Annotated in this window: 18 protein-coding genes; 15 read left to right on the top strand and 3 right to left on the bottom strand. The window is 58.3% G+C overall.

Annotation, left to right across the window (positions count from 1 at the left end; all coding sequences use genetic code 11):
- Positions 1 to 133: 133 nt before the first annotated feature.
- The 4 genes from tkt to fba all read left to right on the top strand — a co-directional run bounded on the left by tkt (position 134) and on the right by fba (position 5650).
- Positions 134 to 2134, top strand: coding sequence for a transketolase (gene tkt, locus ACFOZ5_RS08885; protein WP_379886686.1), 2001 nt, complete (start codon positions 134 to 136; stop codon positions 2132 to 2134).
- A complete protein-coding gene (gene gap / locus ACFOZ5_RS08880) occupies positions 2134 to 3162 on the top strand; it encodes a type I glyceraldehyde-3-phosphate dehydrogenase (protein WP_379886685.1) in 1029 nt (342 codons plus the stop codon). Before tkt ends, gap begins: the two co-directional genes overlap by 1 nt.
- 36 nt (positions 3163 to 3198) lie before the next feature.
- Positions 3199 to 4359, top strand: a complete 1161-nt coding sequence (locus tag ACFOZ5_RS08875) for a phosphoglycerate kinase (RefSeq protein WP_379886684.1) — start codon at positions 3199 to 3201, stop codon at positions 4357 to 4359.
- A gap of 226 nt (positions 4360 to 4585) precedes the next feature.
- Positions 4586 to 5650, top strand: coding sequence for a class II fructose-bisphosphate aldolase (gene fba / locus ACFOZ5_RS08870; protein ID WP_379886683.1), 1065 nt, complete (start codon positions 4586 to 4588; stop codon positions 5648 to 5650).
- Positions 5651 to 5669: 19 nt separating this feature from the next.
- Here the strand turns inward: fba and ACFOZ5_RS08865 are convergent, their stop codons facing one another.
- Positions 5670 to 7811, bottom strand: a complete 2142-nt coding sequence (locus tag ACFOZ5_RS08865; protein WP_379886682.1) for a hypothetical protein — start codon at positions 7809 to 7811, stop codon at positions 5670 to 5672.
- 198 nt (positions 7812 to 8009) lie between these two features.
- Between ACFOZ5_RS08865 and ACFOZ5_RS08860 the strand changes: the two genes are divergently transcribed.
- On the top strand, positions 8010 to 10400 hold the full coding sequence (locus ACFOZ5_RS08860) for a choice-of-anchor F family protein (RefSeq protein ID WP_379886681.1): 2391 nt from the start codon (positions 8010 to 8012) through the stop codon (positions 10398 to 10400).
- Between the two features lie 62 nt (positions 10401 to 10462).
- Here ACFOZ5_RS08860 and mrtJ read toward each other — a convergent pair whose 3' ends face one another.
- Together mrtJ and ACFOZ5_RS08850 are read right to left on the bottom strand one after the other, a co-directional pair.
- The gene (gene mrtJ, locus ACFOZ5_RS08855) at positions 10463 to 10936 is read right to left on the bottom strand and encodes a JDVT-CTERM system glutamic-type intramembrane protease MrtJ (RefSeq protein WP_379886680.1); all 474 of its coding nucleotides are present in this window, start codon (positions 10934 to 10936) and stop codon (positions 10463 to 10465) included.
- Positions 10933 to 12003 carry a glycosyltransferase family 9 protein gene (locus ACFOZ5_RS08850; RefSeq protein WP_379886882.1) on the bottom strand — a complete coding sequence of 357 codons (1071 nt, stop codon included), beginning with the start codon at positions 12001 to 12003 and terminating at the stop codon, positions 10933 to 10935. Before ACFOZ5_RS08850 ends, mrtJ begins: the two co-directional genes overlap by 4 nt.
- A 141-nt stretch (positions 12004 to 12144) precedes the next feature.
- On the opposite strand from ACFOZ5_RS08850, the gene ACFOZ5_RS08845 reads away from it, so the two are divergent.
- The 10 genes from ACFOZ5_RS08845 to ACFOZ5_RS08800 all read left to right on the top strand — a co-directional run bounded on the left by ACFOZ5_RS08845 (position 12145) and on the right by ACFOZ5_RS08800 (position 24236).
- Positions 12145 to 12855 (top strand): 3-deoxy-D-manno-octulosonic acid kinase, encoded by a 711-nt coding sequence (locus ACFOZ5_RS08845; RefSeq protein ID WP_379886679.1) that lies wholly within the window; start codon positions 12145 to 12147, stop codon positions 12853 to 12855.
- A 65-nt stretch (positions 12856 to 12920) separates the two neighbouring features.
- Positions 12921 to 14162 (top strand): O-antigen ligase family protein, encoded by a 1242-nt coding sequence (locus tag ACFOZ5_RS08840; RefSeq protein ID WP_379886678.1) that lies wholly within the window; start codon positions 12921 to 12923, stop codon positions 14160 to 14162.
- 45 nt (positions 14163 to 14207) lie between these two features.
- Positions 14208 to 14906, top strand: a complete 699-nt coding sequence (locus ACFOZ5_RS08835) for an acylneuraminate cytidylyltransferase family protein (protein WP_379886677.1) — start codon at positions 14208 to 14210, stop codon at positions 14904 to 14906.
- Positions 14903 to 16516, top strand: coding sequence for an aldolase catalytic domain-containing protein (locus ACFOZ5_RS08830; protein ID WP_379886676.1), 1614 nt, complete (start codon positions 14903 to 14905; stop codon positions 16514 to 16516). Before ACFOZ5_RS08835 ends, ACFOZ5_RS08830 begins: the two co-directional genes overlap by 4 nt.
- Positions 16517 to 16558: 42 nt before the next feature.
- The gene (locus ACFOZ5_RS08825) at positions 16559 to 17827 is read left to right on the top strand and encodes a hypothetical protein (protein WP_379886675.1); all 1269 of its coding nucleotides are present in this window, start codon (positions 16559 to 16561) and stop codon (positions 17825 to 17827) included.
- Between the two features lie 79 nt (positions 17828 to 17906).
- Positions 17907 to 18635: a hypothetical protein gene (locus tag ACFOZ5_RS08820; RefSeq protein ID WP_379886674.1), complete on the top strand. Its 729-nt coding sequence runs from the start codon at positions 17907 to 17909 to the stop codon at positions 18633 to 18635.
- Positions 18636 to 18662: 27 nt separating this feature from the next.
- The gene (locus ACFOZ5_RS08815; protein WP_379886673.1) at positions 18663 to 19745 is read left to right on the top strand and encodes a glycosyltransferase; all 1083 of its coding nucleotides are present in this window, start codon (positions 18663 to 18665) and stop codon (positions 19743 to 19745) included.
- Positions 19746 to 19803: 58 nt separating this feature from the next.
- Positions 19804 to 20442, top strand: a complete 639-nt coding sequence (locus ACFOZ5_RS08810) for a hypothetical protein (RefSeq protein WP_379886672.1) — start codon at positions 19804 to 19806, stop codon at positions 20440 to 20442.
- Positions 20443 to 20488: 46 nt separating this feature from the next.
- A complete protein-coding gene (locus ACFOZ5_RS08805) occupies positions 20489 to 21145 on the top strand; it encodes an HAD family hydrolase (RefSeq protein WP_379886671.1) in 657 nt (218 codons plus the stop codon).
- Positions 21146 to 21155: 10 nt separating this feature from the next.
- Positions 21156 to 24236 carry a PEP/pyruvate-binding domain-containing protein gene (locus ACFOZ5_RS08800; protein ID WP_379886670.1) on the top strand — a complete coding sequence of 1027 codons (3081 nt, stop codon included), beginning with the start codon at positions 21156 to 21158 and terminating at the stop codon, positions 24234 to 24236.

The raw sequence follows: 24236 nt of genomic DNA, 5'->3' as shown, positions 1-24236 counted from the left end.
CGGTTTATGGGGTGTCCGGTAGCCGCTTCCGCAAAAGCGCAATGCTGATTTGCTCCCATGGCCACTAATCGGCGAAAATACGCGCCTTCTTTTTCGATCCCATTGTTTGCTGACCAAGACTGGAGAAACGTCAATGCCGTCCCGTAAAGATCTCGCCAACGCCATTCGCGCGCTGAGCATGGATGCGGTTCAGAAAGCCAAGTCCGGCCACCCGGGTGCGCCCATGGGTATGGCGGATATTGCCGAGGTGCTGTGGAATGACTATCTCAGCCACAACCCGGCCAACCCGCAATGGGCGAACCGTGACCGTTTCGTGCTGTCCAATGGCCATGGCTCCATGCTGCAGTACTCACTGCTGCACCTGAGCGGGTACGACGTTTCCATTGACGACATCAAGAACTTCCGTCAGCTCCACTCGAAGACCCCGGGCCACCCCGAATACGGCTATACACCGGGTGTAGAGACCACCACCGGGCCGCTGGGGCAGGGCATTGCCAATGCCGTAGGGTTTGCGCTGGCGGAGAAGGCACTGGCGGACCAGTTCAACCGGCCCGGCCATGAGATCGTGGACCATTACACCTATGCCTTCCTGGGGGACGGCTGCCTGATGGAAGGCATTTCTCACGAAGTGTCCTCCCTGGCCGGCACCCTGGGCCTCGGCAAGCTGATCTTCTTCTATGACGACAACGGCATTTCCATCGACGGTGAGGTGGACGGCTGGTTCACCGATGACACCCCGAAGCGCTTCGAGTCCTACGGTTGGCAGGTGATTCCGGCGGTGGACGGCCACGATGCCGATGCTGTCCGCGCCGCCATCGAAAGTGCTCGCGCCAACACCGACCAGCCTACGATGATTTGCTGCAAGACTGTCATCGGCTATGGTTCGCCCAATAAGCAGGGCACCGAGGCCTGTCATGGTGCCGCCCTGGGTGAGGACGAGATCCAGCTGACCCGCGAGAAGCTGGGCTGGAACCACGGCCCCTTTGAGGTGCCGGAAGACATCTACGCCGCCTGGAACGGGAAGGAAAAGGGCGCGGCTGCCCAGAAGGCCTGGGAAGACAAGTTCGCGGCCTATGAAAAGGCCGAGCCCGAGCTGGCGGCTGAGTTCAAGCGCCGCATGAACGGCGATCTGCCGGCAGACTTTTCCGAAAAGGCCGATGCCTATATTCGCGAATGCCAGGATAAGGGCGAGACTGTCGCTAGCCGCAAGGCATCCCAGAATACCCTCAACGCCTATGGCCCTCTGCTGCCGGAACTGTTGGGCGGCTCTGCCGACCTGGCTGGCTCCAACCTGACTATCTGGAACGACAGCAAGCCGCTGACCAAAGACGATGCCAGTGGCAACTACGTCTATTACGGTGTGCGGGAATTCGGGATGGCCGCCATAATGAACGGCATCGCCCTGCACGGCGGTTTTGTACCCTACGGCGCCACCTTCCTGATCTTCATGGAGTACTGCCGTAACGCCGTGCGCATGGCGGCCCTGATGAAGCAGCGCTCCATCTATGTGTTTACCCACGACTCCATCGGCCTGGGTGAGGACGGTCCTACCCACCAGCCCGTCGAGCAGCTCGCAAGCCTGCGCACCACGCCCAATATGAGCACTTGGCGGCCGGCTGATGCGGTCGAGTCTGCGGTGGCCTGGAAGGCTGCCCTGGAACGCAAGGATGGACCTACAGCCATGGTGTTCTCCCGCCAGGGGCTGCCGCACCAGGACCGGGATGACAAGCAGTTGGCGGATATCGCGAAAGGCGGCTATATCCTGTCCGACGACAAGGGCACCCCGGACCTGATCCTGATCGCCACCGGTTCCGAGGTGGGACTGGCTCAGGACGCTGCCACCAAGCTGCGGGACCAGGGCCACAAGGTGCGGGTGGTTTCCATGCCCTCCACCGACGTATTCGATGCCCAGAGTGCCCAGTACAAGCAGAAAGTGCTGCCCCTGGATGTGACCAACCGTATTGCCATAGAGGCTGCCATCGAGGATTACTGGTACAAGTACGTGGGCCTGGACGGCCGGATTATCGGGATGAGCACCTTTGGTGAATCCGCACCGGCGGGCGAACTGTTCAAGGAGTTCGGCATCACTGTCGACAATGTGGTCAATACCGCTGTCGATCTGCTGGATAACTGATGAAGCCAGGCACCCCTGCACGCATTGCGATTAACGGCTATGGCCGGATTGGTCAATGCGTGCTGCGTGCGCTTTACGAAAACGGTTTTCGGCAGCAGTTCCAGGTGGTTGCCATCAACGAGCTGGCGGACCTGGAAACCATTGCTCATCTGACCCGGTATGACTCCACCCATGGGCGGTTCCAGGGGGATGTGCGCACGGATGGCGAGGCGCTGGTGGTCAACGGCGACCGGGTGGAAGTCCTGCGATGCGCTGACCCGGCAGATCTGCCCTGGGAACGACTGGACATCGATCTGGTACTGGAATGCTCCGGCTCGTTCAGCGATCGCGCCACCGCCGAACAGCACCTTGCCTCCGGTGCGCAACGGTTGCTGTTTTCCCAGCCGGCGGAACCGGATGTGGACCGCACCGTGGTGTATGGCGTCAATGACCAGAACCTCTCGCGGGAGGATCGCATCGTGTCAGCTGCGTCGTGTACCACAAACTGTCTTGTCCCTGTGATACAGGTACTGGACGAGGCGTTGGGTGTGGAGCAGGGCAGTACCACCACCATTCATGCGGCGATGAACGATCAGCCGGTGATTGATGCCTACCACCATCAGGACCTGCGCCGGACCCGCAGTGCACTGCACAATATTGTGCCGGTGGACACCGGCCTGGCCCGGGGCATTGAGCGCCTTCTGCCGCATCTCGAAGGGCGCTTCAATTCCGTGGCCATGCGAGTGCCCACCATGAATGTATCCGCCATCGATATGGTCATCAATGTGCGGGAAGCCACCTCGGTAGAGGCGGTCAACGGCATCCTGGCCCGTGCGGCAGAGGGACCGTTGAAAGGTATCCTGGGCTATACCGATGAACTGCTGGCCAGCTCTGATTTCAACCACGATGCCCACTCCGGCATTGTGGATGGCGGCCAGACCCGGGTCACCGGTGGGCGCATGGTGAAGGTGTTGTGCTGGTTCGACAATGAGTGGGGCTTTGCCAACCGGATGCTGGATGTGAGCCGGCGCTGGCTGAGCCTTGGTTAATCTTTGCGATCAAATCTGAAACAACGGAAACAGACTATGGCCATCAAGAAAATGACCGATCTGGATCTTGCCGGTAAGCGAGTGCTGATCCGGGAAGACCTGAACGTACCCGTCAAGGACGGCAAGGTGAGCAGCGACGCCCGTATCCGCGCATCACTGCCCACCATCAAGGCGGCACGGGATGCCGGCGCGAAAGTCATGCTGATGTCCCACCTGGGCCGCCCGGAAGAGGGCGTCTACGACGAGGCCTCTTCCATGAAGCCGGTGGCAGAGCACCTCTCCGGAGCACTGGGCCAGGAAGTCCGGCTGATCAAGGACTACCTCGATGGCGTCGAGGTAGCCGACGGCGAGGTCGTGCTGTTCGAGAACGTCCGTTTCAATAAAGGCGAAAAGAAAGACAACGAAGATCTCGCCAGAAAGTATGCCGCCCTGTGTGATGTCTATGTGATGGACGCCTTTGGAACCGCTCACCGGGCTCAGGCATCCACCCACGGTGTCGCGAAATATGCGCCCGAGGCCTGTGCCGGCCCGCTGCTGGCGGCAGAGCTGGAAGCCCTGGGCAAGGCACTGGATAATCCGGCAAAGCCTGTGGTCGCTATTGTTGGTGGTTCCAAGGTGTCCACCAAGCTGGATGTTCTTAACGCCCTGGAAAACGTCTGTGACCAGATCATCGTGGGTGGCGGCATTGCCAATACCTTCCTGGCGGCGGCCGGTAATCCAGTGGGCAAGTCCCTCTGTGAGCATGACCTGATCGATACTGCGAAGGAGATCGCTTCCCGCGTGGAAATCCCACTGCCGGTGGATGTGGTGGTCGCTCCAGAGTTTGACGAGAACGCCACGGCAACCGTGAAGAACATCTCCGACGTGTCCGATGACGACATGATCCTGGATGTTGGCCCGGAAACTGCTGGAGAGTTTGCGCAGTTGCTGAAGAACGCCAAAACCATTCTGTGGAATGGCCCGGTGGGTGTCTTCGAGTTCGATCAGTTCGGCAACGGTACCAAGGCCCTGGCCAGTGCTATCGCCGAGAGTGACGCATTCTCCCTGGCGGGTGGTGGTGATACCGTGGCAGCCGTTGACAAGTACGGTGTAGCTGACAAGATTTCGTACATTTCCACCGGCGGTGGCGCTTTCCTGGAGTTTGTGGAAGGCAAGACGCTGCCTGCAGTTGCTGTATTGGAAGAACGGGGAGAATAACTCCGTCACCATATCGCGAGGCGGGCGGGTAGTGCTTTCCGGGACCTTCAAAAACATGGACGTTTTTGAAGAGCTATGACGGCCATGGATGGCCTGAATGCAGATTTGGCAGGAGCATTAATCTGCCAAGGATGGATTTACGGCGTGTCCCGGAAAGCACTACCCGCCCGCCGAAGCAGACTCCCGAGTCTGCCTCAACCAAATTTAGAGCAAGGAGAACAAACCCATGGCCCTGATTTCGATGCGGCAACTGCTGGATCATGCCGCCGAGCATGGTTACGGTGTACCTGCCTTTAACGTGAACAACCTGGAACAGATGCGTGCCATCATGGAAGCGGCTGACAAGACCGATTCCCCGGTGATCGTCCAGGCCTCCGCTGGTGCACGAAAGTACGCCGGTGCGCCCTTCCTGCGCCACCTGATCCTGGCAGCAGTGGAAGAGTTCCCCCATATTCCGGTGGTGATGCACCAGGACCATGGCACAAGCCCGGCTGTCTGCCAGCGTTCCATCCAACTGGGCTTCAGCTCGGTGATGATGGATGGTTCCCTGGGTGAGGACGGCAAGACCCCCACCGAGTACGAGTACAACGTGGACGTAACCCGTCGTACTGTAGACATGGCCCACGCTTGTGGCGTCTCCGTGGAGGGCGAGCTGGGTTGCCTGGGTTCCCTGGAAACCGGCCAGGCTGGTGAAGAAGACGGCATCGGCGCCGAGGGCACCCTGGATCACAGCCAGATGCTGACCGATCCGGAAGAAGCGGCAGACTTCGTGAAGAAAACCCACGTGGACGCCCTGGCTATTGCCATCGGCACCAGCCACGGGGCCTACAAGTTTACCCGCCCGCCGACCGGCGACATCCTGGCCATCGAGCAGATCAAGGCGATCCACGCCCGCATCCCGGACACCCACTTGGTCATGCACGGCTCCAGCTCCGTGCCCCAGGACTGGCTGGAAATCATCAACCAGTACGGTGGCGAGATTCCGGAAACCTATGGGGTACCGGTTGAGGAAATCGTCGAGGGCATCAAGCACGGCGTGCGCAAGGTCAATATCGACACCGACCTGCGCCTGGCCAGCACCGGTGCGGTGCGTCGTTTCCTGGCCCAGAACCCGGCCGAATTCGACCCGCGTAAGTTCCTGAAGGAAACCATGAAGGCCATGACCGAAGTCTGCGTGGCCCGTTATGAAGCCTTTGGCACTGCCGGGAACGCGAGCAAGATCAAGCCGATCAACCTGGAAAGGATGTTCGAGCGTTACGAGGCTGGTGAGCTTGATCCCAAGGTCAAGTAGGACCTCTCTGGCGCAACACTCAGTTCACTGTGAAGCTCAGTGTGCTGAGTATTTCCGCTGGCGGTGGGTTTAACTCCGCCGCTGTGCGAAACTGACTGATGGACTCATGTTTGCCACGAATTGAGTTGATAAAAGTGGGGCGAATGCTCTGATAGTATAGCGTTGCCTCCACTTCCAAAGGCGGTTCCACATCCGCGGCGATGGGCAGTTGGTAGCTTACGGTGTCGGTCCCGGATCCGTTTGTGTTGAAGTCGTTGTCTCCCTCCACCCCGGCAGGCTTTACATAACCGGGCGCATCGTCGTTATTAAAACCCCTTGGCGGAATCCGGTTGTCCTTCAGAGGTTCAGAGGCGTATAGCAGGATATGAGTAATGTTACCGGTGGTGGTTTGCAGTACCGTCTCGTAAACCGGTACTTGATCAGCTGACGTCACCTGGTCTACATGGGCGCTGAAGCACGTGCTTGAATCGAATCCTGTCGGTTTTTTGGCTGCCAGGCACTCCCCCCGGGTAAACAGCTTATCGCTGAGCAGGCGACTATTGCCGTCCGGAATGCCGCTTTCGAATACGGTGACGCCTCGGGCATCTGTTACCCGGGTAGCCAGCCATATGCGCCGTGAAGGAAAGCTGGTCGGCAGTTTGTGCCCGCTGTGGTTCCGTATAGTCATCTGAAAAGACAGCGCGTTCTGGTTTAGACCGGCGCCGGACGCTTCCAGGGTAGCAGCGGTTTGCAGAAATGCCCGGGTGCGCTCTGCGGCCTTGGCGAAGTCGCCTGGTTGATTGATTGTGCTGCGTCCCAGCTCTTCCCGGAAAAGTTCCAGTGTCTCCAGCAGCCAGGTGTTGCCTCCGAGAAATTCGTGAGGTGAGTATGGGCCACGTTCTGGCCAATTCAGATTGACGCTGCCATCGTTTCGATTAACCGCAAGTCTGGTGAGGAAGTTGTCTCCAATGTCGTCACGGGCCATGTGACAGTCCTGGCAGGAGGCCTGGGTGACGCCTTGCGGGCCGAAGTCGCTCAACGTCCATTCTGTATAGGGTGTCTGCTCTGGAAAGACCTCACCGTTGGGCTGACCGGTGGCATGATCGATTACCGGCGTAAACAGCTCATGGCAACTGCCGCAGAGCCTGGAATCGCTCATGTGTTGCCCGAACTCCGGTTCGAAGCCGATGGCATTTTGCATCGCGTTCTTGACCGGGTTTTGATAGGGGCCATAGATCAGGGGAATGGTCTGGCCGTAGGTGACGTTGTAGTGACCTGAGTTAATGTCCTCATTAACCACGTCATCAGTGATCTGATGGCACAATGAACAACTGATTCCCTCCCGTGCGTGCGGGTCGGTCAGTGCCGAAGTCATGGGATAGTAATCGTTCTGAAGGCCTTCGCCGGTTTTGTGGGCATGGGTCCGGGCCATGGGGGAGTGGCAGGTGAGGCACTTGTCCTCAACGAAACCTGCCAGCTCTGGAAACTGTTCAGTTTCATGGGCCACGGCCGCCCGAAAGTAGGGGTCTGTAAAAGCGTTGGCCATAACGGAACTTTTCCAGCCAGTGGACGGGCTAATGTCCTCACCGTCTGGACTGGGGGCGGGATCGCCAGGGTTCTCCGGCGTGCGAAGCGCTGCCGGGTCGGCGTTGATCTCACTGGCCTGATGGCAGGACCCGCAGTCGGTCGCTGCCAGGAAGTTTCCGGTTTGCTCCCAATGGGCCTTCTGGGTTGTCAGCCTGGGCAGATCATCGTCGTCCAGAACATCAAACACCGCGCTGGCTTCCAGTTGCGAATCGGCTGTGGACGTCGCAGTCAGGGTGTAAGTCTGTAGACCATCGATGCTGTTGTCGTCGCTTATTGTGACCTGAAACGAAGCACTGTCCGCTTTTGCGGATATCAGTATGGGGTCGCTGGGCAGGTTCAGTTTGTCGGAGACAGGCTTTTCGGTAAGTGTGAAGGATGTGTCTACAGGCAATGACTGATCAAGCTCAATGGTTCCTGAGATCAGGCCTGCTGATTCAAGCACCGCAGTTTCCGCCATCGTGAGCCGGGCCGTGGTTTCCGGGGCGTCTGCCCCATCTTCTGCGACGCCGCTGCGACTGGATCCACCACCATCACAGCCGAAGAGAAATGTAACCATCAGGCTTGCAGCCAGCACGCCTTTCTCTCGATCAAGCACGGTCTTTCCCTACGGTCTCAATTTTCATCATAAGCTTAGCGCATTTCACTATATTTATTGACATAAAGCGGTTCTTTGAACCATACGTTGAGTTAAGCTCACGTTAACTAATTCGCAAACTTTTGGCTTGACCGTCGACAAGCCACTGTGGGCAGATTTCCAGTAGTTTTTTTATTACGTTAAATCATGGAGTTAAAGATGCCTTTGTCTAGAACGAATCCGCAGGGTCAGCGTTCGGCAACGACCGGACCAGGCTTAAGAGCCAGCAAAAGGGCCATTCTCGTTGGTGTACTAAGCGCGGGGATGGTGGTAGGGAGCGTTGTTGCTCAGGAGCCGACACCCAATACTTTCGTAGATGTTTCCGTGCCTCAACTAACATCATGGAATGAGGTCAACAGGCTGACTGTTGAGCCGGGAATAGACGGTTACACCGGTGCTACAGCCCGGACCCATATTTATACGAGCGAAGCCGCCAAAGATGCTGCACAAGCAGCCCTGACGAACGCACCGGATGCTCCGGAAACAGAAGATACGCTCTGGACTGACAGTGCTGCCGTGGTTTACTGGGAGCTGGATGACGGCAGCGGCCGTGCGCCTGGCATACAGGTTGTGACTGACGATTTCGATTTCCCGACCAACAACTGCATCATGGCCTCGGGCGAGCGGGAAGCGGATGATTTTGAAGGAACCATCGTTCCCAAGACCTGCAGCGATGCCCCTAGTAGTTCCAAACGATACTTTCTGGAAATCGTCGAAGCTGGCACCCCGGTGGACCTGGTGTTTGATGTCGGCTTGAAAGATATCCGATACGGTGGCGTCAAGGATCCGGTCGATGATGGCGGTGAAGCTCTGGAGGCCTTCCGTGAGGAGTATGGTATTGGCCGTATCTATCGGGTTATTCAGAAAGTCATCAATAATACTGATCAGCGCCTGGTTGGAGTCAAGGTCGAGCTGGGCCACGGCGTCGGTGATAGCTTTGTCCCGTTTGACGTAGCAGAAGATGACGTAGCTTTCGAGCTGAGGACAATGGTCCCAAGGGAATTCTTTGATGGTGAAACTGGTGCTCCAGACGTTGCCGTCTGGAATGAGAGCCGTTTCGCTCATTTCGCTCCCAAACTGTTTGATACCGGTGAACGTGAGCGATTTCCGCCGGGGTTCCTGTCCGACCAGGCGGCAGGTCTTTTCCCGCCACAGGAATTTGATGACACATCGGACAAGACCCAGTTTATTTTCAGCGGTGACGACACGAATGCAAACGGATATACCGGTGCCATTACACAGAATTATTTCAGCATGGTGGATGAGCAGGCGATGGGCACTGTTCTACCACGGGGGCTGTTCGGCTACTGGTTGTCTGACTCGCTCGCGACAACGGTTATCGGTCGTTACGATGAAGGCGATCCAGCCGCTGAGTCGGATGCTATTGAAGCCTGGTGGGATGGCTATGACTGGCGCTATGGTCAGGCGGGTGATGCCGCTGGTCTGAATCCGTTTGGGGTCGTGGCGCCGGACCAGCTGGAACAATGGGCGACGCAGCTTCTTGGAAGGAATATACCTGACGGCGCTGCTGTTCGTTACGACAGTATCCTGGGTGACGACTTTGCTAACTTGAATATGGATGCCTATATCTATATTGGTGAAGGTATCCTGGATGCAGAAGGAAATCCGAAATACGACTCAATAACCTACCGGGTCACTGCGGTTCCAACAACGGATTTCCAGGGTGTTGGCAATGAAACGCCTGCATGGGCAGACGGGGGAGCTGGAAGCCCAGCGCCCGAATTGGCCTCCTATCTGCCTGCCACCGGGGAGCCCGTAGCTCTGAACGATCTCGTCACCATGTATGAGAACGATCAGGACAGCCCATACTGGGAGCCGGGCGCCGAAACGGCTAATATTGAAGTTCTGGCCAATGATCTGCTCGATGGCCAGTTGCTCCTGAACTCCGGGGCGACCATTGATGCCGTTACCATTGTCAGTGAAACCGGTGGTGATGCGGTCGTACAAGCCGACAATACTGTGGATTTCACGCCAGATGTCGGATTTACCGGCCTGGCCTCGTTCACCTATACCGTGTCGATTCCAGGGCCAACGACCTCCAATGAGGCGACTGTGGCTGTTCGGGTGAACGCCTATCCAGACCCGGAGGCACCTGTTGCCAGCAACGACTCTGCCGTTACTTTCGAGAACACCCCGGTAACCATTGATGTGCTTTCCAACGATGCCCTACCGGCTGGAGAGCCAGCAGTGGCGGTGCTGGATGAGCCTTTGACGGGTAGTGCCGTGATTGAGAACAACGAGGTGGTTTATACGCCGGCCGCCGATTTTACCGGGCTGGACCGGTTCACCTATACGGTCACTTCGAACGGCAAAGTGTCCAACGCAGCCCTGATCACCGTGCGCATTGATGAGACACCCGTAGTAGAACCGCCGTCGGAAGAACCCAATGACGCGTCATCCTCGGATGATTCAGACGGAATCTTCGGTTGTAGCTATAACCCCGGCGCACCTTTTGATCCGACACTTCTGCTCTTGGCCCTTGGAGCTATCGGTGGGTTAACCTGGCGTAACCGGAAAGCGACCGATTAAGCATCTGGTGTTTACGTGAGAAGAAACCCCGGCTTTTGGCCGGGGTTTTTTTATTTAAGAGATCAGGTATACAGCCAATGCGCCGCGAGAAAGAGGCCATTATAGAGGCTGTGGAGCAGTAGGGTGGGCACCAGGGACTGGTAGCGGTCGCGGAAAAAACCAAAAACAAGAGACGGAAAAGCCAGAGTGATGATTATCGGGGCTCCCTGATAAAGAAGATGCCAAAGGGTAAAGGCGAAGGTTGCGGCAACGTTTGCTACAGAAAGCCCAAGCCATTTTTTTCGGCCGGTGGTGGTCTCTGCCAGCGTGCCCTGGATTACCCCACGAAAGGTGAGTTCCTCTATCGCCGGATACCAAACCAGCAGAGATGCCAGTGTATAAACGTCGATGCTCCGGGGTGCCCCCGTAAGTTCACCCGCGGCAAGTAGCGCGCTTACGATTAACCCAGCTGATATTGCCGCCCAGAACAACCGGTCCGTCAGAAGGCCGGTGGCAGGGCGAAATCCGAGAGTCCGGGGAATGTTGCTATGTTTCAAAAAAGCTTCCGCCTGATCTGGTGATGGGGGCTGTCTGTAATCTGACTCTCTACCCACCGATCCAGCATCGACGTGGCGTCGTCCACGGTGATCAGCTCCATTGCTCCCTCGAATTCTGCCTTTGTGCCCCAGCGGGCCTCCTCCAGGGTTTTACCGGTAAACTTCTGCAGGGCCTCCGGGTAGCGGTTGACGCACCATTGCAGGGAGTTATAAGGGCCGGAACGGTATGGGTTGCTGGCAGCAAAAAGCCCCAGCACATCCGTGCCCATGGCACTTGCGATGTGGGCCGGGCCGGTATCCGGTGCGACCAGAAGGTCAGCCTGGCTGAGCAGGGCGGTCAGTTGCTTGAGGGTGTCCTTGCCGCAGATGTTGGTGGCGGGTTCCTCCATGGCCTGCTCTATACTGGTGCAGTATTCGGCTTCGAATGGCGCCGGGCTGCCCACCAGAATCACGTTCATTCCGTGGTCCCGGATGGCGTGGTCGGCCAGTTGGGCGTACCGGTCAGCTGGCCAGTTACGCAGGAAGTGGCTGGCACAGGGGCTGATCACCAGGTTGCGGCGGTCCCGGGCCAGGAGGCTGCGTGCAAACTCGTGATCTTCGGCGCTCAGCGGTATCTCCCAGCGGGGTGCTGCTGCGGACAGGCCGAGGGGCTCAAGATAGCTGGCGAGGCAATCGCGGACATGCTGTCGGGATGCAGGCGCAATGCGGCGGTTGATGAACAGGCTGTGCAGGTCCTTGCTGCGGGCCCTGTCGTAACCGATTTTCAGTTTTGCTGGAATGACAGCCGCGGCCAGATTGGCCCGGAAGGCCACCTGCATATGCAACAGGGCATCAAACTGGCGTCCCCTCAGTTTCTGGTGCAGCGCCCGGTAGCCTTTCCAGCCGGCCTTCTTGTCGAAGACAATGAATTCGACCCCCGGCAGGTCACCCACCAGTTTTGCCTCAATCTTGCCGATCACCCAGGTGATCTTCACCCCCGGGATCTGCTCCTGAAGGCTGAGAACAACCGGAATGACGTGGGTGACATCGCCGATGGCGGAAAGGCGGAGGATACAGATGGAGTTGATCAACGGGGCTCTCGATACAGTTCGGTTATCAACAAGTGGAGCACGCGGTGCCGCTCCTGCTAAACTGCGTTCATTCTAGCCCAGTCCGGGGTGCGACGTCTTTGGCGGAGCCCCAGGCGGGCCCATCGACAGAGCTGATGAATGCTGGTTGTAAACCCCGCCTACAAGGCCGTCACCGAAGCCTGGTTTGATCCCGCCCACTGGGGTACCCGTGCAAAGCCGGTATCCGCCGGTGGTCGTGGTAGTGCCTGGTTTTTGGAAACCGACCAGGGCGATATGGTGCTGCGCCATTATCGTCGTGGTGGGCTCGTTGCCCGAATCTCCGAGAGAAGCTATATCTTCACCGGTCGACGCAGGACGCGCTCCTGCCAGGAATTCCACCTCCTCAAGACGCTTCATGATCGTGGCCTACCGGTTCCGGAACCGGTAGCGGCTTGGTGGGGGGAGCGTCGGGGGCTCTGGTATCAGGCTGCGATCCTGGTCAGGCGTATTGACTGCGCTGTGCCACTGCCTGAGGCGCCGAAGCTGGCATATGCAGCGCTCTGGCACCAGCTGGGTGGGATGATCCGCCGTTTTCACGATGCCGGCCTCGATCATGTTGACCTGAACTGCGACAACATTCTGGTGGCGGGTGGCGAGCTCTACCTGATAGACCTCGACCGATGCCGGCTCAGGGTCGGGAGTGACGAGGCTGCGTGGAAGGCGGACAACCTCCAAAGGTTGCGGCGTTCGGTTGAAAAAAGGGTCGTACAAGTTACAGAACCACAACGTAATAGTCTGTGGGAATACCTTTGCGAGGGGTATCATAGACGGCCTTTATCAGGCTCTTTGGCAGGACAAGATTATCTATGATGAGGTACCCGGGATCCAGGGCATTACCGGAGGCAGGCAAAGGGACTAAAGGTTTTCTCTCATGGATGGCTGCAGTTGCCATTGGCGCCTATTTTATTTTTCATGTTTTAACTCCCTGGGCCTATGAATTTGGTCCGGTACTGTTGCTACTCCTCACATTTCTGAGCCTCGGTTTTCAGTGGAAACAGGTTGGCCAGCTCGTCGACGGCGAGAGCCTCTGTTTTTTGGGGGCGCTTGGGTTCTATTTCATTTCCCAAGTCTTGATTCTTATTGTGCATGGGGAGGATATTTCAGAGTTCGACCTGTCCTTCCGTTATCTGGCGGCCGGTCTGGTTTTGCTGTTTCTTCTGGTGAACCCCATAAGCGCAGCTCAGATTTTTCTATTCGTCGGCGTTGGTGGCTTGTTTACTGGGGCATACTCAATATATCTAGCGGCCTTTCAGGACGCTGGGCGAGTGCAGAGCTTTGATAACCCTATCCACTTCGGCAACGGAGCGCTGGCATTGTCTTGCCTCTGCCTGGCAGGTCTTGCCTGGGCAGTGAGTGAGAGGCGCGGCGTTCTATGGACTGGTTTGCTGGGCGTTGGCTTCGCAGGAGGTTTGATCGCCTCCCTCCTTTCAGGGACCCGCAGTAGCTGGGTGGCCTTTCCGGTTCTTGTTTTGTTGGTGTTTCTGGCCTATCGGGATCGCTTGCTCTCTAAGAAATGGCTATTGCCGTCTTTCTTCGTGGCAGTGGTCTTGCTACCTGTCTCCCTTGCCTCGGTAGACTTGGTCGAACAGCGCATCCAGGCGGCAGCCAAAGAGTTCACAGCTTATTTCGAAGAGGGGGTCAACTATAGCTCTGTGGGGACTCGCTTAGACATGTACAAGGCTGGTTTGACAGCATTCAGAAAAAACCCTCTGATTGGCGTTGGCCCCGCTGGAACGGACGCCGTTGTAGGAGAGCTTGTACAGGCGGGGGAGATCCATTCAAATGTGGGGCTGTTCCGGCACCTGCACAACCAATACATTGACAATATGGCCAGGTATGGTCTGGTGGGCCTGGTGGCCTATCTGGCATTGCTGATTGTGCCGTTCGTATTGTTCATGAAGAAAACCCGTTCCGGTACTCCGTCGGTAAAGTCTCTGGGGCTGGGGGGCGCTCTTTTCGTGAGCCTTCACGGTGTGGCTAACCTGACGCAAAGTTTGCTTGAGCGTAATGTTGGCGTGATGATGTTTGTTTTCGCAATGGTCTTCATCTGGGCGGTTTTGAAGCGGGAAGAGCGGCTTGCTAACGGTGCTACTGCCCCGGTAATGTCAAAGGCCTGATCCGTTGGTTGGCCATGGCAAAATCTTTCCACGGGAGCTAGAGTTTTGGGGATTACATGTTTCCTGCCCTGCCGCAAAGGCAGCGAGAGGGTGCCGAAAAAAAATATCCGGCCTATTGCTGGTTATGGCTCTGGTCTGCTGGAAATAAAACTCAATCAGTTATTAGCCAGTCGCAGGATCGACCACATCATCCTGTCCACCAACGATCCGGATGTGATTGCCTACGCCCGTTCAGTTGCCAGTACCAGACTGGAGATCCGTGCTCGCGCCGAAGAACTGGCATCGAGCAGCACCAGTACCGATCAGCTAATTGAGTTTGCGGGAGCCCAGGTAGAGCAGGGCGATCTGCTGTGGACTCACGTAACCTCCCCGTTTATCACGGCCGGGCATTACGATGACATGATTGACATGTACCTGAGGAAGCGTGAAGAGGGCTATGATTCCCTTATGTCCGTTAACGAGCTGCGAGGCTTCCTCTGGAATGATGCAGGGCCAGTCAACTATGACCGTAATGTTGAGAAATGGCCCCGTACCCAGACTCTGTCCCCGCTCTACGAAATCAACAGTGCCGTGTTTCTGGCTCCGGTGGACGTCTATCGTAACTGCCACGACAGAATTGGTAAGACACCCTATAAGTACGTTCTGGACAAGATCCAGGGGTTTGATATTGATTGGGAAGAGGATTTCCGGATCGCGGAGGCTATGTTGTCGACCGGAATCGGAAAAACCGGGATTGAGAAATGAGCGATGACGGACTGACATTTCTGGACTGCACGTTGAGGGACGGCGGTTACTACAATGACTGGGATTTCGAGTCTGGCCTTGTCGAACGCTATTTGGATGCAATGTCCTCGGCGGGTGTTGATGTCATTGAAATGGGCCTGCGTAGCTTGCGCCAGGAGGGGTTCAGGGGGGCCTTTGCCTACACTTCGGACGAATTCCTGTCGGGCCTGCCGCTTCCGGAAAAGGTAAAGGTCGGGGTCATGGTCAATGCCTCGGAGCTGGTGGGACAGGATGATATTTTCCAGCGCCTGTCGGTTCTCTTCCCGGTGGCGAGTAAGGACTCTCCTGTAGACCTGGTCCGCATAGCCTGTCATGTCCATGAATTTGAAGAGGCACTGGAGGCCACCAACTGGCTTAAGGATCGGGGTTACCTTGTGGGTTTCAACCTGATGCAGGTGGCAGACCGAATCCAGTCCGAGGTGGAATCCCTTGCCCGGGTCGCAGCCCGTTATCCACTGGATGTACTCTATTTCGCCGACAGCATGGGGAGCATGAATCCGGAACAGACGGGGCAAATTATCAGCTGGTTCCGTCGCCACTGGCCTGGAGCGCTGGGAATCCATACCCACGACAACCTCGGCATGGCCTTGCAGAATACGCTTGCAGCCCTGGCGAGCGGGGTCACCTGGGTCGATGCCACGGTCACCGGAATGGGGCGCGGACCCGGAAACGCCAGGACCGAGGAACTGGCCATTGAAATTGCTGATCGTCGCAGTGAACCGGTATCCCTGGTGCCGTTGATGAGGGTGGTACGGCAGGACTTCCGGCCCATGCAGGAGCGCCATGGGTGGGGCACCAACCCGTTCTACTACCTGGCTGGGAAGTACGGTATTCACCCCACCTATATTCAGGAAATGTTGGGGGATTCACGTTATAGCGAGGAGGATGTGTTGGCGGTCATCGAACACCTGCGCATCAATGGCGGCAAGAAATTCAGTTTCAATACCCTGCACACCGCCCGGCATTTCTATGGCAATGACCGGGGGGGCTGCTGGAACCCCCGGGAAATGCTGAAGGACCGGCAGGTCATGCTGCTGGGTACCGGCCCGGGCGTGGCCCGTTACCGGACAGCTATCGAGAGCTACATCCTCCGACATCGGCCGGTGGTCATTGCCCTGAATACCCAGGCGGAGGTGTCTTCGGAACTGATTGATCTCAGGGTGGCCTGTCATCCCGTGCGCCTGCTGGCGGATTGCCAGGCTCACAGGGCCCTCCCGCAGCCACTGATCACGCCCTGGTCCGTACTGACGGACGATCTCAAACAGGCCCTTTCAGGTAAGAATGTCCTGGATTTCGGCCTCTGGATCGAGCAAGGCACCTTCGAATTCGGTGAAACCTCCTGTACATTACCGACCTCTCTTGTCGTCGCTTATGCCCTTGCTATTGCGGCCAGTGGTGAAGCATCCCGGGTGCTGATGGCGGGTTTTGACGGTTATAGCGCGGACGACCCCCGCACACAGGAGATGCGTGAGCTACTGGCGCTGTATACGAACACCCCCGGGGCCCGGGAGTTGCTGGCGGTAACACCTACCCGCCACGAGTTGCCGGTGCGGTCCATCTTTTCCATGTAATAGCATGCTGCGACGGCTGAGTAACGACGGGTTTCACGACGGATGTTATATCGATTTCTATACCGCAGGAAACGGCGCGACCGCTGGTGGCGTTTTCTGGTGCTGAAGAGTGCGTTCATCCGCGATGGGAAGAACGACACCCGGCGTTCCGTCGGAAATGCCGGGTTGCAGGCGGCGTTCAAGCGCTTTGGGTACCCGGTGCCTACTGCGCTGTCCTGCTTCTGGGAAGAGCTGGTGGCAAAGGGGGCTCTCCGTTGCCCGGAACTCATCCCCGAAGACCTGATGAGTATCCAGTCCCAAGCCCGGGCGCTGGACCCTGGGTTGCTTGCCGCCATGGGCTGGCTTGATCTTTTCCGGCTGAGCATTGGTATTGGCTTCTTCGAGACGGCACGAATACTGAGGGAAAAGGCCCTCGACCGGATGGTCATGGACGCCGACGACAGCAGGGCTGGCCTCTCTCAACTGACATCGGCCTGCTATGCGGAAGTGGAACGAGAGCGGTTTCCCCTGGCCTGGTCCATGCTTGACCGGATGAGATCCCTGGGATGTCCACCACATCGAATCACTCAGGCTCGGTGGTACATAGCGCTGATGGCTGGCGGTCCGATTGATGTGGATTCCACGGTGGCCTGGGCGTCATCGGCGGATCCTGCCTTCGGGGAAACCATTGCTGGCATGCGTATGGCACTGGTGGGGCCCGTCGCCTCCGACATGGCCCAAGGCAGCGAGATTGATGGTCACGACAGGGTAGTGAAATTCGGCTACCGTGGCGGGCATCAGGGGCGAGACCCAGATACGCAGGGGGCCAGGATTGATATCGCCTACTACAACAATACCCAGGCAAAGGCTCTGTCGAGCGCGGGCTACAAGGCGGCTTTCTCCGAGTTGCGCTGGGGGGTATGCCATAACCGCAAAGGCGCTTCCTGCTTCCCCGATAGCCTGCCTAACCTACGGCTCCTGAGCTCTTTGCAGTGGTTCATGCCCGATACGCACCTCAACGCGGGCCCCAATGCCGTGATCGATATGCTCAGGTTCGCGCCCGCCGGGATTCGCATATTCAACACGGACATGATGCTCTCTTCCGGCCGCTTTACCGGGTACCGTCAGCCCAACGACAAGCCAACGGACTATACCCGCTCGTTTATCAAAACCCACGACCCGATCCTGCAGTATCAGATTATGAGGCGGTTGTGGTCCTGCGATTACATTAAAGGGGATGACCGGTTTGAGGAGGTCATGGCCCTTGGGCTGGTTAGCTATCTTGAAGAACTCCAGAAAGCCTACGGAGCGGATACCTGTGCACTGTTTTGAAGGAAGGGGGAGAATCATGCTTCATCACGGGTTCTATATAATACCGGGCCAGTGGTGTCGCCAGGGAGGGGCGTGAGCCTTGGCTACCTCCTACCATGAAGCGCCCTGGCATCTGGTTTCATCCCTGGACAGAGCTGACAGCATTGAGTTGATGGAGGCGGTCCTGGCTGGGGGAGTAGAGCGGGAGCAGGTTTTCCGTGACAACTGGCGGACGCTCAGTGCCCAGGTCTGCTTCCAGAACCAGTCGCTACTACTCAAGGTGCCCCGGGCCCGTAATGGCAGACGCTGGGAACGGTTGCTGACCTTGTTCCGGGGCAGTGACTCGGTACGCTCTTTCCATCACCTCGAACAAATGGCTGAAATGGGGTTTGAGGTACCGAGGGCGGTGCTGGCGTGCGAGCGGCGGCAAGGCGGGTTCATCACCGATTCCTTCCTGTGTTATCGCTTCGTGGAGGGGCGACGGGCGGGTCCGCAGGATGCACCCGCAGTGCTGGATGCTTTGAGATCGCTGCACCAGCTGGGATACCTACGCACCGATGCGCAAATCGCCAACTTCCTGATAACGGGTGATTCCGTCGTGTTTATTGATTTCCGGCTCAAGAAACCCTGGTTCCTGCCGGCACTACAGAAGGCCCGGGAGCTGGACCGGTTTCTCCGGAGTTGCCCGGACGCGAGGAACTCCCTGACAGAAAAGGAGGCATCGTCCAAGTGGCTGCGCCTGGCCCGGTGGCTGGAAGACCTGAGCTTTGGGATCAGGCGCCTGAAGAGACGATTCAGAGACCAGCGTAAGAAAAGGACTCCGCGATGATCCCGGATGTCCTCAAGTGAGCGACCTATGAAAAGAGCCGTGCTGTTCTGCCCCTCGAAGGTATGGGGCGGGATCGAAAAGAACGTGCTTCTCAGGGCCCGTTTTCTAGGGGAGAGTGGCGTTTGTGTCTACGTTATTCTCCTGGAGGGGTTCTTTGCTGAACACTTTGCTGGGTTGGACAATGTGTCGGTGATCGAAGTGAAATCCCGGGGTGGGGATTTCAACCTCGCCGTCGTGGCCAACTACGTCAGAATCCTTCGCCGCCTTCGCCCCGATGTGGTGTTTGCCGCCCTCAAGAAAGATTGGTGGCTGGTTTCCCTGTCCTCGAGGCTGGCCGGAGTGAAGCGTGTCATCCTGTATCTCGGGATCGCCCGAAGGGTAAAAAGCCCGATCAAATTTTTCGCTATCTTCCGGTTGATGAAGTCCATCCTGATGGTGAATAGCGACTCCCTGAAGCAGGAGATGCTCAGGCACCCCCGCTTTTTCGATGAGAACAATGTTGTCCGGGTCTATAACGGTTTCAGTCAGCCACAGAGTGGGGTGCGGGGTCTGGATTTCCGAGCCATGTTCGACCTGCCGGATGATGCCGTGATTGTGGGGTGCGCCGGACGCTTCAGTCCCATGAAGGGCTTTGACCAGCTACCGGATGTGCTCTCGCGGCTGCCGGACAACGTGCATGTGGTGCATGCCGGAGAGGGCGAGTTCGAAGAGCAGATCAAATCAGCGATTCAGGCCAGGCCGGAATCCTCCCGTATCCATTTTCTTGGCTATCGTCAGGATATGGACGCTTTCTTCGGGGGGATTGATCTGTTCCTCCTGTGTTCGAGGAACGAGGGCATGGCGAACGTGCTGAACGAAGCCATGAGCCACGGCAAACCAGCGGTTTCAACCCGCGTGCCGGGTAGTGAGGAGTTGTTGGGCCATGGCCGTTACGGAATTCTTGTGGACGTCGATGACGTGGACGCCATGGCTGAAGGTGTCCGTAAGCTGATCTCCGGCGACCGGGCGTTTGATGCGGAGGAACTCAGGCAGTGGATCGACTCCGAGTTTGGCATGCATCGCATGGTGGACGAGACCAACCGGTTATTCTTTGAAGCACCAGTGAAGTGAGCAAGCGGCCTGGCTCCGGTTTCAGGTTTCGTCTTACCTTCCAGTTAAAGGGTTTGTTTTGGCGCTAAAATATCAACTCCGGGCGTTATGGATTGATGGCTACAATCGCCTCAAGTACGGGCCGCAAGCGCCCCGGTACGCCGAGCGGATATGGATTCGTCCGTCCGAATGCAGCCGATACATCGAGGCACGGGACCTGACGGACCGCCTGGGCGGCAAGGTGCGCCAGATGTCTGGAAAGGTCGTGGAGGACTGGCCCTCGGATCTCGAGCAACCATTTGAGAATCATCCGAAGCTTACCTATTGCTGGGCCCACTGGTGCGACGGAAAGGACTGGCAGCAGGCGGGGGCGATAGATTTTCTCCTGGGCAAAATCGCTATCTCGCCTACCGGTATCACGGACCAGTGCAGCACCCCCGAAGAAGTCTGGAACCGTTACCGTACCCTCGACCTCATCTGGGAAGGCGTAAAGGCCCGGGGTTATTTCCCGACCCGCCAGGAACTGGATTCCGGCAACTACCGGGAGGTCGGTGGCATCCTGATGCATCTTGGTCCCGGTGGTGAACCCATCTTCTCTGGTGCCGGGTGCCATCGGTTTGCCATGGCCATGTTGTTGGATCGCCCGTTCCCTGCTCAGATCGGATGCGTGCATACCTCGGCACTGAAGAGTCTGTCGCGGTTCCGGTCAGTGGCGTAGAGTATGGCGTCTTTGAATGGCATCAACGTTTCAGAGGGAAAGCTCAATGGTTGACCTGGCCCGCTACCAGACCTGGGTGTTCGATTGTGATGGCGTTCTGCTGGACTCCAACCGGGTCAAGACAGACGCCTTCTTCAGGGCTGCGGAACCCTATGGCCGTGCCAGCGCCGAGGCGCTGGTGGACTATCATGTTCGTAATGGCGGCATTTCCCGGTATGTGAAATTCCGGACTTTTCTGGCCGATATTATCGGTCAGGCGCACGTCGAGCAGAATGAACTTCAACAGTTGCTGGATCGCTATGCGTCGCTGGTGGGTGAGGGGTTGCGTCAGTGCGCCGTGGCGCCGGGTTTACACAGGCTGCGTGATCTCACCGAAGGCTCTGGTTGGCTGGTGGTCTCCGGGGGTGACCAGGAAGAGCTGCGTCATGTCTTCGCAGACCGGGGGCTGGCCGGGCTTTTTGACGGCGGTATTTTCGGCAGCCCGGACACCAAGGACGAGATACTGGCCCGTGAGCTGGGTAGCGGTAATATCCGTGAGCCAGCCCTGTTTGTCGGGGATAGCCGCTATGACATGGAAGCCTCGACAGGCGCGGGGCTCGATTTTGTTTTCGCTCGACGCTGGAGTGAGTCAGATCATGACTTTTCCGGGGCTACGCTGATCGTGGACGGCATCGATAACCTCGCTGATCGCATTGACACTTAGGGGACGGACGTTGAATCCCGGTAAATCAGAGCAAGGCGTACGATTCATCATATTAGGGGCGGGCAAGCCCTTCCAGGGCGAGCAGCATAGCGTCTTGCGGGGCGCGACCGGGCGCAGCCGGGTGCTGGACTGGTTGCTGAATGCCATGGCGGAACTTGCGCCGGAAGTGCATTTCGTCGGCGGCTACCAGCTGGATGAAGTGGCGGAGTGTTATCCGGATCTTCACTACACGGTTAACCCCAACTGGTCGTCCACTGGCGCCGCCGCCTCCCTGCTGGAAGCGCCGTTGAATGAGCGTGATGTCCATTTCGTGTCGTTCGCGGATGTGCTTTACCGTGCCTCGGCGGTAAGGGCTCTGAATAGTGTCGATGCCGATGTGGCTGTTCTTGTGGACAGCCAGTGGCGGTCCCGCTTTGAGGGCAGGTCACCGGAGGACATTGGGCGCTGCGAGAAGGTCAACCTGCACGGCTCCCGCGTGACCCGCCTCGGCCGCGACCTGCTGCCTGAAATGGCGGATGCGGAGTTCGTGGGCCTGATGCGCCTGTCACCCCGGGTGGCTGGCTATATTGATCAGCACCGGGGGGATTTCCCGGAGCCTGTGCGTCAGGGCAGCCTGTCGCAGTTTGTGGAACTGCTGCGGATGCGGGGGTTCTCGGTGGAGGCCGCCGATGTGGCAGGGGACTGGGCGGAATTGAACGAACCCGATGACCTGAGCCGGTTTGTCCTGGGAACCAAGGCCCAGACCCTGCATCGGCTGCAGGGCATGCTGAATCGCAGCCGCATCGAGGACCAGGTCAGTTTTACGGTTGCGGAATGGGAGCGGGCCCCCGACCAGATCCTCTCCGATATACACCAGCGCCTGTCGGATGACGACACCCTGGTGGTGCGTAGCAGCGCCCTGTCGGAGGACGGCTTCGGGGTGTCCAACGCCGGTGCCTACACCAGCGTGCTCAATGTTGATCGGCATGATGCCGGTGCCCTGACCGGTGCCATCGCCGAGGTCATTGCCTCCTACCCTGATGGCCACCCGGACAATCAGGTGCTGGTTCAGCCCATGCTGCAGGGCGTAACGGCCAGTGGGGTCGCCTTCACCCGCGTGCTGGCCACTGGGGCACCTTATTACGTCATTAACTACGACGACACGACTGCCAGCACCGAATCCATTACCAGTGGCTCCAGCCGGGAACACAAGACCCTGTTCATGCACCGGGATGCGCCGGACGGCCACCCCGCCATTCCTGACAACCTGGTGGGGTTACTCCCGGCGCTGCGAGAAGTGGAGGCGTTACTGGACTTTGATTCCCTGGATGTCGAGTTCGCCATGACCCGGCATGGGGGCATCCACATCCTGCAGGTGCGCCCGATTGCGGTCCAGCACGAGCTGGATTCCAGCGATGCCGCCCGGGCTGCGATTGATCAGGCGGAGAATCGTTTCCGACAGCTTTCCGCGCCTGGTCCCTTCGTGGTGGGTGAGAGGCCGATGTTCGGGATCATGCCGGACTGGAACCCCGCCGAAATCATCGGCACAAGACCCGGGCGACTGGCTGCCAGCCTGTATCGATTCCTGATCCTGGACGATGTCTGGGCCAGGCAGAGAGCGGAGTATGGTTACCGGGATGTCCGGCCCCAGCCGCTGCTGACGCTGTTTGCGGGGCATCCGTACATCGACATCCGGGCCAGCTTCAACTCGTTTATTCCGGCCTCGGTGCCGGACGAGCTTGCGTCCCGCCTGGTCACCTTCTACCTGGAGTGGCTGGCCCGGCGGCCGCAATTGCACGACAAGGTAGAGTTCGATGTGGTGCCCACCTGCTACGCGCTGGATTTCGATCACTGGCGGCATCGGCTTGCCCAGGACGGCGGATTCGATGGGCACGACCTGTCGGCCCTGGCGGAAGGGCTCAGGGAGATTACCCGGGGCGCCTTCAGGCGTACTGACGATGATCTGGCTGCCATCGACACCTTGCAGGAACGATTCTCGGTGATCAGCCAGAGGCCACTGACCGATCTGGACAAGGCTGTGGCCCTGTTGGAGGATTGCCGGCGGGTGGGAACGCTGACCTTCGCGCACCTGGCCCGAAGTGGTTTTGTTGCGGTCACGCTGCTGCGGTCCGCGGTGACCATGGGAATACTCTCGCAGGCGGCCGTGGATGACTTCCTGAACACGATCCGTACCGTCTCTCACCAGTTTACGGAAGATGCCGCCAGAGTCGCTGTGGGCGATCTTTCGTTTGGCGATTTTGTGGCCCAATACGGGCATCTCCGTCCGGGAACCTACGATATCACCTCGGCAAACTATGCCGACGATCCGGAGCGCTACCTGCGGCCGGTAGTCGCCCGTGCCGGTGTCGCCCATGACGCCCCGTCCGGGGAATCAGGGGCCTGGCAGGCCGAGCGGGAGGATTTTTTCGCAGCTCTGGCAGACGCCGGTCTGCCCTCGGAGCCCCGGGAGGTGGAATCCTTCCTGCGTGGGGCGATCGAGGGGCGGGAAAAGGCCAAGTTCGAGTTCACCCGCTACCTGTCCCTGGCGCTGGACTGTATTGCCGGCTTTGCCGGTGGGCATGGTCTCTCCCGGGAGGAGATCGCACAGGTGTCTCTGGAGGACTTGCTGGCCTGTCGTGCAGGCGATCCCGGGGTGGCCGAGCCGCAACGTTGGCTGCGACAACGGGCCCAGGAGGGGGCCGACGCGGCCAGGACCACCGCGCTGATCGAACTGCCACCGCTGATCCGCAGCCGTGAGGATTTTTCCGGTTTCCTGTATGCCGACAGTCACGCCAATTTCATCGGCAGCCAACGAGTGGTGGCTGACTGTATTGATCTGCGCCAGTTGACCGCTGATGATGCCCATGGGGATCTGGCCGGACGTATCGCGCTGATTCCCCAGGCAGACCCCGGGTACGACTGGCTGTTTGGTCACGATATCGCCGGGCTGGTCACCATGTACGGTGGTGCCAATTCCCATATGGCCATCCGTGCCGCCGAGTTCGGCCTGTCCGCCGCCATTGGTATCGGCGAGGCACGATACCTGGGCCTGGCGGGTGCTTCGGTTCTCGAACTGGACCCGTCCAACCGTCGCCTGGAGGTGGTTCGCTGA

The organism is Marinobacter lacisalsi (genome assembly GCF_042651045.1).
Lineage (GTDB): Bacteria > Pseudomonadota > Gammaproteobacteria > Pseudomonadales > Oleiphilaceae > Marinobacter > Marinobacter lacisalsi.
This window is presented reverse-complemented; position numbering and strand designations above follow the sequence as displayed.

Bases quoted from the DNA above. Each gene is read 5' to 3' on its own strand.
- tkt (WP_379886686.1), top strand. From the start codon at position 134: ATGCCGTCCCGTAAAGATCTCGCCAACGCCATTCGCGCGCTGAGCATG.
- gap (WP_379886685.1), top strand. From the start codon at position 2,134: ATGAAGCCAGGCACCCCTGCACGCATTGCGATTAACGGCTATGGCCGG.
- ACFOZ5_RS08875 (WP_379886684.1), top strand. From the start codon at position 3,199: ATGGCCATCAAGAAAATGACCGATCTGGATCTTGCCGGTAAGCGAGTG.
- fba (WP_379886683.1), top strand. From the start codon at position 4,586: ATGGCCCTGATTTCGATGCGGCAACTGCTGGATCATGCCGCCGAGCAT.
- ACFOZ5_RS08860 (WP_379886681.1), top strand. From the start codon at position 8,010: ATGCCTTTGTCTAGAACGAATCCGCAGGGTCAGCGTTCGGCAACGACC.
- ACFOZ5_RS08845 (WP_379886679.1), top strand. From the start codon at position 12,145: ATGCTGGTTGTAAACCCCGCCTACAAGGCCGTCACCGAAGCCTGGTTT.
- ACFOZ5_RS08840 (WP_379886678.1), top strand. From the start codon at position 12,921: ATGGCTGCAGTTGCCATTGGCGCCTATTTTATTTTTCATGTTTTAACT.
- ACFOZ5_RS08830 (WP_379886676.1), top strand. From the start codon at position 14,903: ATGAGCGATGACGGACTGACATTTCTGGACTGCACGTTGAGGGACGGC.
- ACFOZ5_RS08825 (WP_379886675.1), top strand. From the start codon at position 16,559: ATGTTATATCGATTTCTATACCGCAGGAAACGGCGCGACCGCTGGTGG.
- ACFOZ5_RS08815 (WP_379886673.1), top strand. From the start codon at position 18,663: ATGAAAAGAGCCGTGCTGTTCTGCCCCTCGAAGGTATGGGGCGGGATC.
- ACFOZ5_RS08805 (WP_379886671.1), top strand. From the start codon at position 20,489: ATGGTTGACCTGGCCCGCTACCAGACCTGGGTGTTCGATTGTGATGGC.